Source organism: Umezakia ovalisporum Ak1311 (assembly GCF_029891685.1).
Lineage (GTDB): Bacteria > Cyanobacteriota > Cyanobacteriia > Cyanobacteriales > Nostocaceae > Umezakia > Umezakia ovalisporum.
In genome coordinates, this window is the sequence record NZ_JANQDJ010000053.1 from 1 (window position 1) to 13,097 (window position 13,097).

Below are 13,097 nucleotides of genomic sequence, written 5' to 3' on the forward strand. Positions count from 1 at the left end.
ACGGTCTGAGGATGTCTTTGACAATCTTGGGAAATGAATTTATAATCATTATCAATTATTCTATTTTAATACTTCGCCCAGAATTTACCATATTTTGGGCTATTTTTATCACCTCTTTCTTAACATTCAACACTTGTGTAATAAAGCCCCATTTATAGCTAAATTAAATAATTGTGAATCAGAAGCAGCAGAAACCCAAATGGATCTGAAATTTCCAGTGAAATGTCAACATATTTTCCTAGAGTAAGGAAGATATTCATATAGTAAATATAATCAAGTTTTAAGTGGATTAGTAAGAATGATCAATCATCCAGAAAGTTGGTTAATGAGTAGCAATTAACCATTGTTCTCAATAAAAAATTTAGAATAATGTTTAAGAATAAACATCTCAAAAAATGGGCAACAATTGTGAGCCATCACCTGCCCCGTTTGTCTTTACGCGAGGTGACAGGTTTGGCAACTTGGAGTTTTGGAATGGTAATGACCGACTCAACTAGTATAACAAGAGTATCGCAATTTATTAGTGAACTAAATCAGGAAAAAAGTAATACAGTCAGACAAAGACTAAAAGAATGGTATCAAGATGCCAATAGCAAAAAAGGATAAAAACGAAGTGAGTTAGATGTTCCTGAATGTCTTTTGCCTTTACTAAAATGGATTTTGAGCATGTGGCATAGTGAAGAAAAATCCCTGTCACTAAAGATAGATACCACCAATATCCGGCAGAATTTTACAGTTCTTTCTGTTCACCTTCTTTATGGTGGATGTGCTATTCCCCTGGCTTGGAAAATTGTCAAAGGAACAGAAAAAGGCTCTTGGAAACCTCGGACTCTCTCAGTTGGTAGTGATATCAATTAACACCATCCCTAAAGCTTCGGAGAACAAATTCCTGCTCTTTATCAGGCCCCAAAACCCTCTTTTGTCGGGGAAAGTGTCCGTCAAATTTTTTGTTTTCTGCAAGGATTACTCACCATTATCGCTGATTTACTTAATGGCAAAGGCATTTGTTTAAATGGCTTATTCCCATTCCCGCCTCCTTTTTCTCCATCTGCTTTTAATAGATCTTAAAGGGGTATTTTTCCATAAGAGGTATAACTTAGTTGTCTACGATACCTCCTTGTCTTCCAAGTCTAGCCCTGACGACAATGTAAAAAACCTACCTTTGTGAGCAAGGCCTCTCCTGAGTGAGGAGAGGAGATCGTTTCAGGAAAGTTAAAGCTGAGGTGAGGTGAAAAGGCGAATTGATAGGTTACTTGAATACCTGTGTACCGTTCACTAATTTAATTTGACTACTTATTAGCTTGATATTTAGATATCTAAATCGGTGAAATTGAGTTTAGAACCGTAGGTTTCGATGAATTCACGTCTAGGTGCAACACGATCACCCATTAGAATTGTGAAAATACGATCAGCTTCGGCGGCATCTTCAATTTCTACTTGTTTCATTTTCCGAGTTTCTGGGTTCATTGTTGTATCCCAGAGCTGTTCCGGCATCATTTCACCCAAACCCTTGAAGCGTTGGATAGTGTAGTTGGCGTTGCTGGGGAATTGTGCGATTTTCTGTTGTAATTCCCGTTCGCTATAGCAGTATTCATGATTGCGTCCCCGTTCCAATTTAAATAATGGGGGACAAGCAATATATATAAAACCTTCTTCAATGAGCGAGCGCTGATAACGATAGAAGAAAGTTAACAAAAGTGTACGGATATGGGATCCATCTACGTCAGCATCAGTCATAATAACAATCCGGTGATAACGCAGTTGGGAAGGGTCAAATTCATCACCTTTTACCCCTAAACCAAGGGCTGTAATCAAGGATTGGACTTCGTTATTTTTGTAGATTTTCGCGTCGTCAGTCTTCTCAATGTTGAGGATTTTACCACGTAGAGGCAGGATAGCTTGGGTACGGCGATCGCGTCCTTGTTTAGCACTTCCACCTGCTGAGTCACCTTCCACAATAAAAATTTCCGACTCCCTGGGGTCACGGGAACTGCAATCTGCCAATTTACCGGGTAACGGCGAAGATTCCAACACAGATTTGCGCCGTACTAACTCCCTCGCATGGCGGGCTGCTTCTGCGGCTTTAAAAGCTTGAATAGCTTTATCTAAAATTGAGTCGGCGATACCAGGATGAAATTCTAAGTACTCAGTCAGAACTTCTCCCACCAGGGAATCAACAATACCCCTAACTTCCGTGTTACCGAGTTTAGTTTTGGTTTGTCCTTCAAATTCTGGATCTGGTACTTTAACAGAAATTACTGCTGTTAAACCTTCCCGGACATGTTCCCCACTGAGGTTAGATTCATGCTCTTTAATTTTATTGCGCTTGCGAGCGATCGCATTTAATGTCCGAGTCAGAACTGCTTTCAAACCTTCGAGGTGAGTACCACCATCAACGGTACGAATATTATTAGCAAAACCCAGCACGTTATCTGTGTAAGCGTCAGTACACCACTGCAAAGAAACTTCCACTTGCACATTATTGCGTTCCCCCTGCACATAAATAATTTCTTCGTGCAGTGGTTGCTTTTCGCGGTTCATGTAAGCAACATACTCTTTTATCCCACCTTTATATTCGTAGGTTTCTACCTTCGGTGTATCGCTTTTGAGCAGTTCCAGACGGTGATCGCTAAAGGTAATTTGGACCCCTGCATTCAAATAAGCCAACTCCCGCAAGCGACCTGCTAAAGTAATGTAATCAAACTCAATGCCATTGGTGAAGATTTGGGCATCTGGCTTGAACCTGACAGAAGTTCCGGTTTTCCCCTCCTTTTCAGGTTTTACTTGCAGTTCAGTAACTGGTGTACCTCGTTCATAGCGCTGGACATGAACCTTTTTATCTCGCCAAACTGTCACTTCCACAACTTCTGAAAGGGCATTAACAACAGAAATACCAACCCCATGCAATCCTCCTGAAACCTTGTAGCCACCACCGCCAAACTTACCCCCGGCGTGTAGTACGGTTAACACAGTTTCTAAAGCAGATTTACCAGTTCGCGAGTGAGTATCGGTAGGAATACCCCGACCATCATCTGTGACAGTCACGGAACCATCAGCATTGAGATCCACTTCTATATGGGTACAGTGACCCGCCAAAGCTTCATCAATAGAGTTATCTACCACCTCATAAACTAAATGGTGGAGTCCTCGCGGACCAGTAGTACCGATGTACATCCCTGGCCGTTTGCGGACGGCTTCCAGACCTTCCAGAACTTGAATCTGATCGGCACTGTAACTGCTCGTCATGAAAATTCTCCTGATGCGTGGGTTTAAACTCGCCCAAAAATAAAAAAGTTAAATCACACCAAAATTCTAACACAAAAGGCTTACTGGCGACTTTAGAGCAATTTTGCGATAAGTTTACATAGGGGATGTATCCCTATAAGTTTTTTGAATTTCTTGCCTCAAAATTTCAAATTTCCTAAATTCGTTCTGTACTGTATAAGTTTTTGTATAAGAGCAGTAAGGCGTGAAGAAGAGTAAAATTGGATTAAACAACACAGTTTCATCGAATCCTGATCGTAAAAATTAAACTGACATCGGCGCTGAAACTCCCCATAAACAAAAGTCAAATAAAAACCCTAAAATTCTATCACAAAAGCTTTACTGTAGAGTCGGGAGTATGGAAAGTGTTGACCAATGACCAATGAGTAATGACTAAATTGATTGTAATTTGTGGTGCGACAGCCACCGGGAAGTCAAGCTTGGCATTGAATTTAGCTATGCGGCTAAGTTCTGTGATCCTTAGTGCAGATTCTCGTCAGGTGTACCGGGAATTTGATATTGGTACGGCTAAACCAACATTAACAGAACAGAAATTAGTACCACATTATTTAATAAATATCTGCAATCCCACGGATATCATGACCGTAGCAGATTATCAAGAACAAGCTCAAACCTTAATTCAGACTCTTCCTGTTGCCCCTTTGTTTTTAGTTGGAGGTACTGGTTTATATATACGTTCTCTCGTTCAAGGTATGAAAATTCCCAGAGTGGCACCAGATAAACAATTGCGATCGCACCTGGAATCTTTAGGCCAAACTACACTATATGGGATACTACAACAAGTAGATGCCATGGCCGCACAGAAGATTCACCCTCACGATCTTCTACGTACTTTACGAGCATTAGAAGTATTTTATATTACAAATATTCCAATTTCCCAACAGCAGGGAGAGAACGTACCAGACTATCCAATTTTGCAAATAGGTTTAGATTGTGATGTAGAGAAATTAAGGCTACGCATTCACAAGCGGACTGAACAAATGATAGCCGATGGTTTAGTGGCTGAAGTCGAGCATATTTGTCAGAAATACCATGCTAATTTACCTTTATTGAATACTTTGGGATATCAAGAAATCAAACAATATTTAGCTGGTGAAATTTCTTTGCAATCAGCAAAAGAATTAACGGTTTTGCATACACGACAATTTGCCAAGCGACAGCGTACTTGGTTTAAAGCATATCCGAAAATTGAGTGGTTTGATGCAGATGATCCTGATTTGTTAGAGAAGGTTTGGCGGCGGGTGCAAGAGTTCAGCGAAAATGTGTAGAGAACTTTAATAAAACATCTCTACAAAGTCTCTACAAAGTACCAAGAGCTTATACCTATAGCCCGGAGTCTTTCTGCTAGTAATTGGACGCCTTGTTAGGCTTTTTCAGCGCGTTCATCGTCAGTTATTCCCACCCAGGAAAAAGACCAGGACTGACAATTGTTAAATAAAAAAAGCGAAAAAGAACCAATACACATCCAGCTTGACCATTCCTGATTATTCCTTTAAAGCGCTATTCTGGTAAAAATGGTGATATGTCTACCTCCCATGATAAAAAACTATGCTTACCCAAGAGAAAAAGCAATACAACTGGAAACCTATTATCAGAGCATTTGAGGCTGTAGTTGGTAAAAATGGCGTAGTGCAACGCCGAGAAGAACTGATTACTTATGAGTGCGATGGCTTAACCAGTTATCGTCAACGTCCGGCCGTGGTATTACTACCCCGAACTACAGAACAAATCGCCGAACTGGTGAAAATATGTAACAAATACTCTTTAAGCTTTATCCCTCGTGGTTCTGGGACTGGTCTATCTGGGGGTGCTTTACCTTTAGAAAATTCAGTTTTGATTGTTACCTCATTAATGCGGCAAATACTAGATGTGGATTTAGATAATCAGCACATTGTGGTACAGCCAGGGGTAATTAACAGCTGGGTAACACAAACTGTTAGTGGCGCTGGGTTTTATTATGCTCCAGACCCTTCTAGCCAAATTATTTGCTCAATTGGGGGTAACGTTGCCGAAAACTCCGGTGGGGTGCATTGTCTCAAGTACGGTGTCACTACTAACCACGTTTTAGGTTTAAAAATTGTCACACCGGAAGGGAAAATTCTCGATTTAGGTGGACAAGTACCGGAAATGCCTGGTTATGATTTAACGGGTGTTTTTGTGGGTTCTGAAGGTACTTTGGGTATCGCTACAGAGATTACCTTGCGGATTCTCAAAAGTGCAGAATCAATTTGTGTTTTATTAGCAGATTTTGCCAGTGTGGAAGCTGCTGGGGCAAGTGTTTCTGATATCATCAGTGCGGGAATTATTCCCGGTGGCATGGAAATGATGGACAACATAAGTATCAATGCAGTTGAGGATGTTGTGGCTACAAATTGCTATCCTCGCGATGCTCAGGCTATTTTATTAGTGGAAATTGATGGCTTGGAGGTGGAAGTTCAGGTCAATAAACAACGTGTTGCTGAAATTTGTCAGCAAAATGGGGCACGTAATGTAACTTCTGCCAGTGACCCAGAAACGCGATTAAAACTTTGGAAAGGTCGTAAAGCTGCTTTTGCTGCGGCTGGACATTTAAGCCCGGATTATTACGTCCAGGATGGTGTGATTCCTCGGACTCAATTACCCTATGTTTTGCAAGAAATTGAAGCGCTAAGTCAAAAGTTTGGTTATAAAATTGCCAATGTGTTTCACGCTGGTGATGGTAATCTCCACCCATTAATTCTTTTTGATAATGCTGTACCAGGTGCTTTAGAAAAAGTGGAGGAAGTTGGCGGGGAGATTCTCAAGCTTTGTGTAAAGGTAGGTGGTAGCATTTCTGGAGAACATGGTATTGGTGCAGATAAAAAATGTTATATGCCAGATATGTTTAGTGATGCTGATTTGGAAAGTATGCAATGGATACGCCAAGTTTTTAATCCCAAGGGTTTGGCAAATCCTGAAAAGATATTCCCCACGCCGCGAACTTGTGGTGAAGCTGCAAATACAAATATGAAGAAGTTTGCAGGGGTGGAACAGTTTTAATTTTATGCGGTTTCTCTCTGGGTTTTGCGGTGAGTTTTTTCCTTTAAACCCAAAGGCGCGCTGAGGGAAACCCAAAGGTACGCAATGTTGTAATAGAAAATTTGGATTCTGTTGTAGACTAAGTTTGACGAGTATTGTGTCAAAAAAGATTGTGCGGCTATTGCTAATGATGATTTTGCTGGTGTTATTGACTGGTTGTGGAACTGTTGGACTGCTGCCAAATACTGAATTAGTTCAAAAAGCCCTCACACTCCAGGTAGAGCAAACTCAGCAACAACTTAACCAAAAACTAGATCTAGATTTTCAGAGTTTTGAAATTAAACATTTAACAATTCGCCAAGAACAACCACTGACGATTGAAAATTTACCAGTTTTCCGTGTCCGGGGAACCTATGATTTAATTTTTCATCTGCCAAAAAGACAGTTGACTCAATTGCAACAACCTTTTGAAGTTTATCTACAAATTCAGCCAGAGGGTAAAAGTTGGCGCTTGTTAGTTCCTGAACAGGATAGCTATAATTCCCAACAAACTTGGCACAGTTATTTAATCCTCTAAGTCCCACCTTCTTCTAAACGACTTCCGCGGGGCATTAATTTAACCTCTCCCCTGTCTAAAGACCAGGGGATTCCAAAAAGCAATTGGGGATAATTATTCCCACAAAAATGGTACTACTTCCGATAGAGGTTACTGCTCAGAAATACAGAGAAACTAAACTTAATGTGAGATCGATTGTGGAGTTTGTTTGTGGGGTCTATCCATGATGAATCATTCGAGATCAGACTCCACGATGTTTTACTCAAACCACAGGAAGAAGAATATTATCCTGTCAAACCAGTAACCAGCCGAGATTCAACTTATTGCCGCTATTACCCTGTAAAAGATGCTGACAAGGCCGTGATTTGGGTAGGTGGTGTTGGTGGGGAATGGGATACACCTGCTCCCGGACTTTATCCCCGGTTATGTCAGGATATGAGAAGCGGCACCATCGCTTCTTTAAGAATACGCCACCTTTACCCAACCCAACTGGTAAATTCTATCCTAGATGTGCTAATTGGGCTGGCTTTTTTACGAGTCAGGGTATCAAATGGGGGTGCAGTGGTCATCCAACCTGCGGCAAAATCTCCTAAAGTTTACACTGTTGTCACACTTGCTACTCAAGCGTATAGTATCAATGCTGCACCAAAATTAGCCACACGATGCTCATTACTGCTAGTGCATAGTATGGCTGACCAACTAGTACCCCCTAGCTGTTCACAATACGTTTATCAGCACGCTTTACAACCCAAGCACATAATTTTGTATCCTAATGCCAATCATGGGCTAGATGAAGTAGCCGACGAAGTACACCACCTAGTGCAGAATTGGATTGTTCAACATTTAAACAGGGCTGTAACCACTTTAATTTAGTCCCTCAAAAAAAAGTAAAACCCTTAAGTAAAGCCTGGGGCCTAGCCCATTAGCAATTACGAATTACAAAAGTCTTGCTGACTCATACAATCGTTTTATTATTGCTAAGATTTTCGTACCATAGTCTAAATCAACTGACCAGCGCCCGGAAAGCTGATAAATTGATGGCGCAATTCCACGAGTGATAAAGCGAAATCTTGGGTCTACAAGTTCATTTACTAAAGGTTCTAAACTAGCGTAAGCCTTTAAATGTTGAATATGCGATCTCACCCCAATTCTAGCACTAGGAAAAGATGCAGCTTCTGCACCGCCACCAATAGAACCTAAACCAGCGAAGTTGTTTTGCTCAGGTTTGACATCACCGCCAAAACGTAAAAACCCAGTTTCTAAACACATTTGGCAAAAAGCAATATCATAGTTCACACCCTCTGCGTTACCTTCTTCTCGATATAATTTAGGAATATCAGGAAAATTCAGCAGAGCACTTTCATTGTTGTTTCTCAGAAATAATTGTAACTCAACTTCTGATGTATTACCCCGTGACATAATCCGGTCAAGTTGATCTACACAGACTGATAAAATTGAGCTTAAATTAACTGTACGAGTTGCTGTATCCCAACCGATGGAAACATTAAAATCTCTCAAATCGATAGCTTTGATATAAACTATTCTCCGATAACTAATTCGGTTAATCTTAGGTGATTTTGATACATCAATCCTGAGCTGATCTACCAAATCAATAGGAATGTAAGAATTACCATTAACTAATATTCCCTGTTCAGGATATTTCTGACGATTGATATTAATATTAATTGCTGGATAAGTTGGTTCAACAGGAGTTAGTGAATCGGGGTCAATTACCCGACTCCAAGATGCTAATCCATCGGCAATTCCCAAAGCAAAATCACGGCGACGATTTTGCAGCAAAGACCGATCTTGTGGACTGCTCAGAAAGCCTACTTGCATTAATAAAGAAGGAATGATAACTTGGCGACAGAATGCTAAACTACCCAAGCCACTATCTGTATCTGGCTTAACTCCCCGATGTGGTAACTGAGTGACACGACGCAAAAGCCCCATCAGTAGCAACTCGGCGTTAGTCTTGCGGTCTGGGTTGTTGACAATATAATAGACACTCGCACCCCGCACATCAGCACTTCTAGCTGCATCGGCATGAATTTCTAGGGCTACATCAACCCTACGACCACGAGAATTAATCCAAGCAATAGTCTCGGTGCTGCTGAGGTCATCGGGAACTGACAAAACATCAAAACTGCGCGCCCGTAATTCTGCTACAATCAAATCTCGAAGCAAAATCATTTCTTGAGCTTCCCTTGTACCACCTGCTATCGAGCCTGGATCAATACCTCCTACTTCTTTACCTCCGTGAGCAGCCGAAATAAAAATACGTCCCATCGTCAGTATTTCCTCTAAAAACTAAGCTGAAGCAATTTTATACATGATTGTTGCCTTGGGTGCAACAATATAATAGCTTTCAGTTACTAGAGACAAAGTAGTTATCACTACGAAGCAATCAACAAAAATGCAAATTCCCCCCTTGCACCCAGACACAATTGAGGAAATTAAACAACGCGCTGATATTGTTGATGTTGTTTCTGAATACGTAGTTTTACGTAAGCGTGGTAAAGATTTTGTCGGTTTGTGTCCCTTCCACGATGAAAAAACTCCCAGTTTTACAGTCAGTCAGTCCAAGCAAATGTACTATTGCTTTGGCTGTCAAGCAGGGGGAAATGCCATTAAGTTTTTAATGGATTTGGGAAAACACTCTTTTGCAGAAGTAGTTTTAGATTTAGCACGACGTTACCAAGTACCCATACAAACCCTCGCACCAGAACAGCGTCAAGAATTACAGCGTCAAATTTCCTTGCGGGAGCAGTTATATGAAGTTCTGGCTTCCGCTGAACATTTCTATCAACACGCTCTCAGACAAAGCCAAGGAAAAAAAGCATACCAATATTTGCAATGCGATCGCCAACTCAAGGAAGAAACAATTCAGCAGTTTCACCTAGGTTATGCACCTCCAGGATGGGAAACCCTGCATCGCTATCTCGTGGAAGATAAACATTACCCAGTGCAACTAGTGGAAAAAGCTGGATTGATTAAACCACGTAAGGAAGAAAGCGGTTATTACGACGTGTTTCGCGATCGCTTGATGATTCCCATTCGGGATGCTCAAGGCCGGGTAATTGCCTTTGGCGGTAGAACCTTATCCCAGGAGCAGCCCAAGTATTTAAACTCACCAGAAACCGAACTATTCACCAAAAGCAAAACATTATTTGCCCTTGATCAAGCCAAAGGTGGAATTGCTCAACTTGACCAAGCCATCGTCGTGGAAGGATATTTTGATGCCATTTCTCTCCATGCTGCGGGCATTACTAACGCCGTAGCATCCCTGGGAACCGCTCTAAGCATTGAACAAGTCAAGTTAGTCTTACGCTACACCGAATCTAAAGAATTGATACTCAACTTTGATGCTGACAAAGCCGGTCATATCGCCGCAGAAAGAGCCATTGGGGAAATTGCCGATTTGGTATACAAAGGTGAAGCCAAGTTAAAAATTCTCAGTTTACCCAAAGGTAAAGATGCTGATGACTTTGTGAAAACCCATGGCTCATCCGAGTATAAGGTTTTAGCAAGTACAATAGCTCGGTTATCGGCACTACGTAAGTATAGATATAATGGAATAGATCAGCTGTCTTCGACTGAGCGTAAAGAACTTCTTGATAGCGCTCCACTTTGGATAGATTGGCAAATTCAGCAAATCATGAATAACCGCGACTTGAGACAAGCTACAGATTTTCAAGCAGTGTCTCAAGAGTTTGTAAAGATACTTAAAAAAATTGAAAATAAAGACACACGTGATTACTATATTTTCCACTGTGCTGAAATGTTAAGTTCAGGGGATGCCAGCCAGATACCGTTACGAGCAGAAAATCTATTAACTCAAATTACACCAACTACTGTTGGGTATTCTAAACCTTTAACAAGTAAGAAAAAATCGGTTAACACAACACCTGAGTCTTCATTCACAGGCGATCGCAGTCTTTTAGAATCAGCAGAAGCTTTACTGCTAAGAATTTACTTGCATTGTCCCGAACAACGTCAAAATATTTTAAACACCTTAGAAGAACGAAACTTAGAATTTAGTCTTTCCCATCATCGATTATTGTGGCAAAATATTCTAGAATCAACAGCGGAGGAAGTAGACTTTATATCGAGTTTACAAGATAGATATTTAGAATCATCAGAAGAAATAGAATCAGTGTCCCATTTATTTCATCTCAACGAAAAATGGAAAAAAGAAATGCTGCGGACAACCCAAGTTGTTCAAGCCGCCATGGCCTGTATGGAGAGAGTGTTGAGAGAAAAGCGCTATCGGTACTTTTTAGAACTTTGGCAAAAAACTGATGCACAAGCGGAGCCTGAAAAATGGCAATCATATTATCAATCTTTCTACAACGAGAAAATGCAACTGCAAGAACTAGATCGCCAGCGACAATTTTCAATTACAGACTTGCTTTAATATTTTTCCTCAATGATTACTAGTGATAGTTTAAATGAAAAATATAGATTGCCGAATTCTTAAATAAGTCGGTAATCTTCCAAAAAGATTAAAATAAAAACAACCCTGTATACCTTAGCTATCATGAACCTAATTCGTGGTAAACGCTTCACCATAGATGAATATCACCGTCTGGCGGAACTCGGCTTCTTTACAGAGGATGACCGAGTAGAGCTAATAGAAGGAGAAATAGTCCAAATGGTCGCTAAAGGTACAGCACACTCTGTTTGTAATACCCGCTTGTATCGTGAGATATTGAATCTTGTTGGTGAACAGGCAACTATTAGAGGACAAGAACCAATTCTTATTTCTCATGAAAGCGAACCAGAACCAGATTTAGTCATTGTGGAAAATCGTTCTGATGACTATCTGCAAACTCATCCTCAGTCAGAGGATATATTTCTACTAATAGAAGTTGCTGATTCCTCATTAAAATATGACCAAGAAATAAAATTACCGATTTATGCAAAAGCAGCTATTAGTAATTATTGGATATTTAATTTAGTAAATAATTATTTGGAATGCTACAGCAATCCTTATCAAGATTTACAAAACAAATTTGGCTATCGCTGCAAATTAATTTTGTTACCTAACGAAACAGTTAACCTACCCATTTTACCTGATTTAGTTTTAAATTTATCGAAAATATTTCCCAGATAAACCTTGAACTTAACAAACACACATCCACGTCCTCTCTAGAAATCTGGGAACCACCCAAACGTAAAGGCTGCAGGCCTTGTCTAGATGGTTCCGTTATTGACCGTCCACCGGTGGAAAATATGGCTTTGAGGCCCATATTCAGTTGTAAGTTAATTTAGCCGTTATGCTAATCCCACCAACTTCGCGCTCAACTCCCACAGACTTTCAGCTTTATCATCATCGCTCGCTTCATTAGAAACCTCTTGAACAAAGGACTTACGATTTTTCTTCTGTCTATTTCCCCAACTCCAATAAGCACCAGATTGGCTATATGCGGGATCAGTAACAACCTCCGCAACCCGATTACCAGCCTCCTCTTCAGACACAAACCCCCCAGTAATGTACTTTTGGAAAATTGGGAAAATTTTCTGAAACAAGGGATAGTGATTTCTAAATAGAGCAGTCGTAGCCACACAACCAGGATAAAGAGAGCTAAAAGTGATACCGTGTGACTCGTGATAGCGCCGATGTAGCTCTCTCATAGTCAAAACATTACAGACTTTGCTATCTTTATAAGCCTTGACAGGTTCAAACTTCTTGCCATCAACCATCGTAATCGGCTCTTTAAATCCGGCGGTAAAACCTTGCAAATTCCCTAAATCTGGACGGGGGGGAATTTTCCCTCCCAACTCTTTCGGGTTGTGGGTCACAGTTCCCAAAATTACCAGCCTTGGCTCTAGTAGCTTGTTTGGCGTAGCCATTCGTGAGTTTTTCAAATCTTCCAAAAGGAGATTACACAGAAGGAAATGACCAAGGTGATTTGTAGCCACAGTCAGCTCATATCCTTCTGGGCTTCGCAATGGCTCCTTGATTAAAGGCATATAAATTGCCGCATTGCAAACCAAAGCATCCAGAGATTTGCCAGTTGCTCTAAAATCATTGACAAAGTGCCGAACACTCTCTAGAGAAGCTAAATCGATATGTAGGACTGTGTAGCTGTCCGGCGACATTCCCAAAGATTTAGCAGCATTTTCCGCCTTCGATAAATCCCGACAGGCCATCACCACGTACCATCCCTTTTGAGAAAGCGCTCTCGCGGCTTGCAAACCCACCCCAGAGGAAGCACCCGTGATCACGACAGTTGACTTCTGATCTTGTGTCATT

General features: G+C 40.8%; 11 protein-coding genes. 8 read left to right on the top strand and 3 right to left on the bottom strand.

The features are described 5' to 3' along the window. Positions 1 to 369 precede the first annotated feature (369 nt). Together NWP25_RS10060 and NWP25_RS10065 are read left to right on the top strand one after the other, a co-directional pair. Complete coding sequence (locus tag NWP25_RS10060; protein WP_280651873.1) at positions 370 to 606, top strand: hypothetical protein; 237 nt, start codon at positions 370 to 372, stop codon at positions 604 to 606. Positions 607 to 666: 60 nt separating this feature from the next. Beyond that, complete coding sequence (locus NWP25_RS10065) at positions 667 to 858, top strand: hypothetical protein (protein WP_280651874.1); 192 nt, start codon at positions 667 to 669, stop codon at positions 856 to 858. A gap of 450 nt (positions 859 to 1,308) precedes the next feature. On the opposite strand, the gene gyrB is transcribed toward NWP25_RS10065, so the two are convergent. Then, the gene (gyrB, locus tag NWP25_RS10070; protein WP_280651875.1) at positions 1,309 to 3,246 is read right to left on the bottom strand and encodes a DNA topoisomerase (ATP-hydrolyzing) subunit B; all 1,938 of its coding nucleotides are present in this window, start codon (positions 3,244 to 3,246) and stop codon (positions 1,309 to 1,311) included. 407 nt (positions 3,247 to 3,653) lie between these two features. Between gyrB and miaA the strand changes: the two genes are divergently transcribed. From miaA to NWP25_RS10090, 4 genes are all read left to right on the top strand, one after another. Beyond that, positions 3,654 to 4,553: a tRNA (adenosine(37)-N6)-dimethylallyltransferase MiaA gene (gene miaA, locus NWP25_RS10075; RefSeq protein ID WP_280656375.1), complete on the top strand. Its 900-nt coding sequence runs from the start codon at positions 3,654 to 3,656 to the stop codon at positions 4,551 to 4,553. Positions 4,554 to 4,833: 280 nt separating this feature from the next. Further along, positions 4,834 to 6,303: a glycolate oxidase subunit GlcD gene (gene glcD, locus NWP25_RS10080; RefSeq protein ID WP_280699311.1), complete on the top strand. Its 1,470-nt coding sequence runs from the start codon at positions 4,834 to 4,836 to the stop codon at positions 6,301 to 6,303. 166 nt (positions 6,304 to 6,469) lie between these two features. Beyond that, positions 6,470 to 6,859, top strand: a complete 390-nt coding sequence (locus NWP25_RS10085; RefSeq protein WP_280651905.1) for a hypothetical protein — start codon at positions 6,470 to 6,472, stop codon at positions 6,857 to 6,859. A 189-nt stretch (positions 6,860 to 7,048) separates the two neighbouring features. After that, positions 7,049 to 7,711, top strand: a complete 663-nt coding sequence (locus NWP25_RS10090; protein WP_280651878.1) for an alpha/beta hydrolase family protein — start codon at positions 7,049 to 7,051, stop codon at positions 7,709 to 7,711. A 63-nt stretch (positions 7,712 to 7,774) separates the two neighbouring features. On the opposite strand, the gene tftA is transcribed toward NWP25_RS10090, so the two are convergent. After that, a complete protein-coding gene (gene tftA / locus NWP25_RS10095) occupies positions 7,775 to 9,127 on the bottom strand; it encodes a hormogonium tapered terminus morphoprotein TftA (RefSeq protein WP_280651879.1) in 1,353 nt (450 codons plus the stop codon). A 127-nt stretch (positions 9,128 to 9,254) separates the two neighbouring features. Here tftA and dnaG point away from each other — a divergent pair, with 127 nt between their 5' ends. After that, positions 9,255 to 11,255 carry a DNA primase gene (dnaG, locus tag NWP25_RS10100; protein ID WP_280651880.1) on the top strand — a complete coding sequence of 667 codons (2,001 nt, stop codon included), beginning with the start codon at positions 9,255 to 9,257 and terminating at the stop codon, positions 11,253 to 11,255. 123 nt (positions 11,256 to 11,378) lie between these two features. Then, positions 11,379 to 11,954, top strand: a complete 576-nt coding sequence (locus NWP25_RS10105; RefSeq protein ID WP_280699313.1) for a Uma2 family endonuclease — start codon at positions 11,379 to 11,381, stop codon at positions 11,952 to 11,954. Positions 11,955 to 12,115: 161 nt separating this feature from the next. Here the strand turns inward: NWP25_RS10105 and NWP25_RS10110 are convergent, their stop codons facing one another. After that, the gene (locus NWP25_RS10110; RefSeq protein WP_280651882.1) at positions 12,116 to 13,096 is read right to left on the bottom strand and encodes a protochlorophyllide reductase; all 981 of its coding nucleotides are present in this window, start codon (positions 13,094 to 13,096) and stop codon (positions 12,116 to 12,118) included. Position 13,097: the final 1 nt, after the last annotated feature.

Bases quoted from the DNA above. Each gene is read 5' to 3' on its own strand.
- dnaG (WP_280651880.1), top strand. From the start codon at position 9,255: ATGCAAATTCCCCCCTTGCACCCAGACACAATTGAGGAAATTAAACAA.
- NWP25_RS10065 (WP_280651874.1), top strand. From the start codon at position 667: ATGTGGCATAGTGAAGAAAAATCCCTGTCACTAAAGATAGATACCACC.
- NWP25_RS10060 (WP_280651873.1), top strand. From the start codon at position 370: ATGTTTAAGAATAAACATCTCAAAAAATGGGCAACAATTGTGAGCCAT.
- gyrB (WP_280651875.1), bottom strand. From the start codon at position 3,246: ATGACGAGCAGTTACAGTGCCGATCAGATTCAAGTTCTGGAAGGTCTG.
- NWP25_RS10085 (WP_280651905.1), top strand. From the start codon at position 6,470: ATGATGATTTTGCTGGTGTTATTGACTGGTTGTGGAACTGTTGGACTG.
- NWP25_RS10105 (WP_280699313.1), top strand. From the start codon at position 11,379: ATGAACCTAATTCGTGGTAAACGCTTCACCATAGATGAATATCACCGT.
- glcD (WP_280699311.1), top strand. From the start codon at position 4,834: ATGCTTACCCAAGAGAAAAAGCAATACAACTGGAAACCTATTATCAGA.
- tftA (WP_280651879.1), bottom strand. From the start codon at position 9,127: ATGGGACGTATTTTTATTTCGGCTGCTCACGGAGGTAAAGAAGTAGGA.
- miaA (WP_280656375.1), top strand. From the start codon at position 3,654: ATGACTAAATTGATTGTAATTTGTGGTGCGACAGCCACCGGGAAGTCA.
- NWP25_RS10110 (WP_280651882.1), bottom strand. From the start codon at position 13,096: ATGACACAAGATCAGAAGTCAACTGTCGTGATCACGGGTGCTTCCTCT.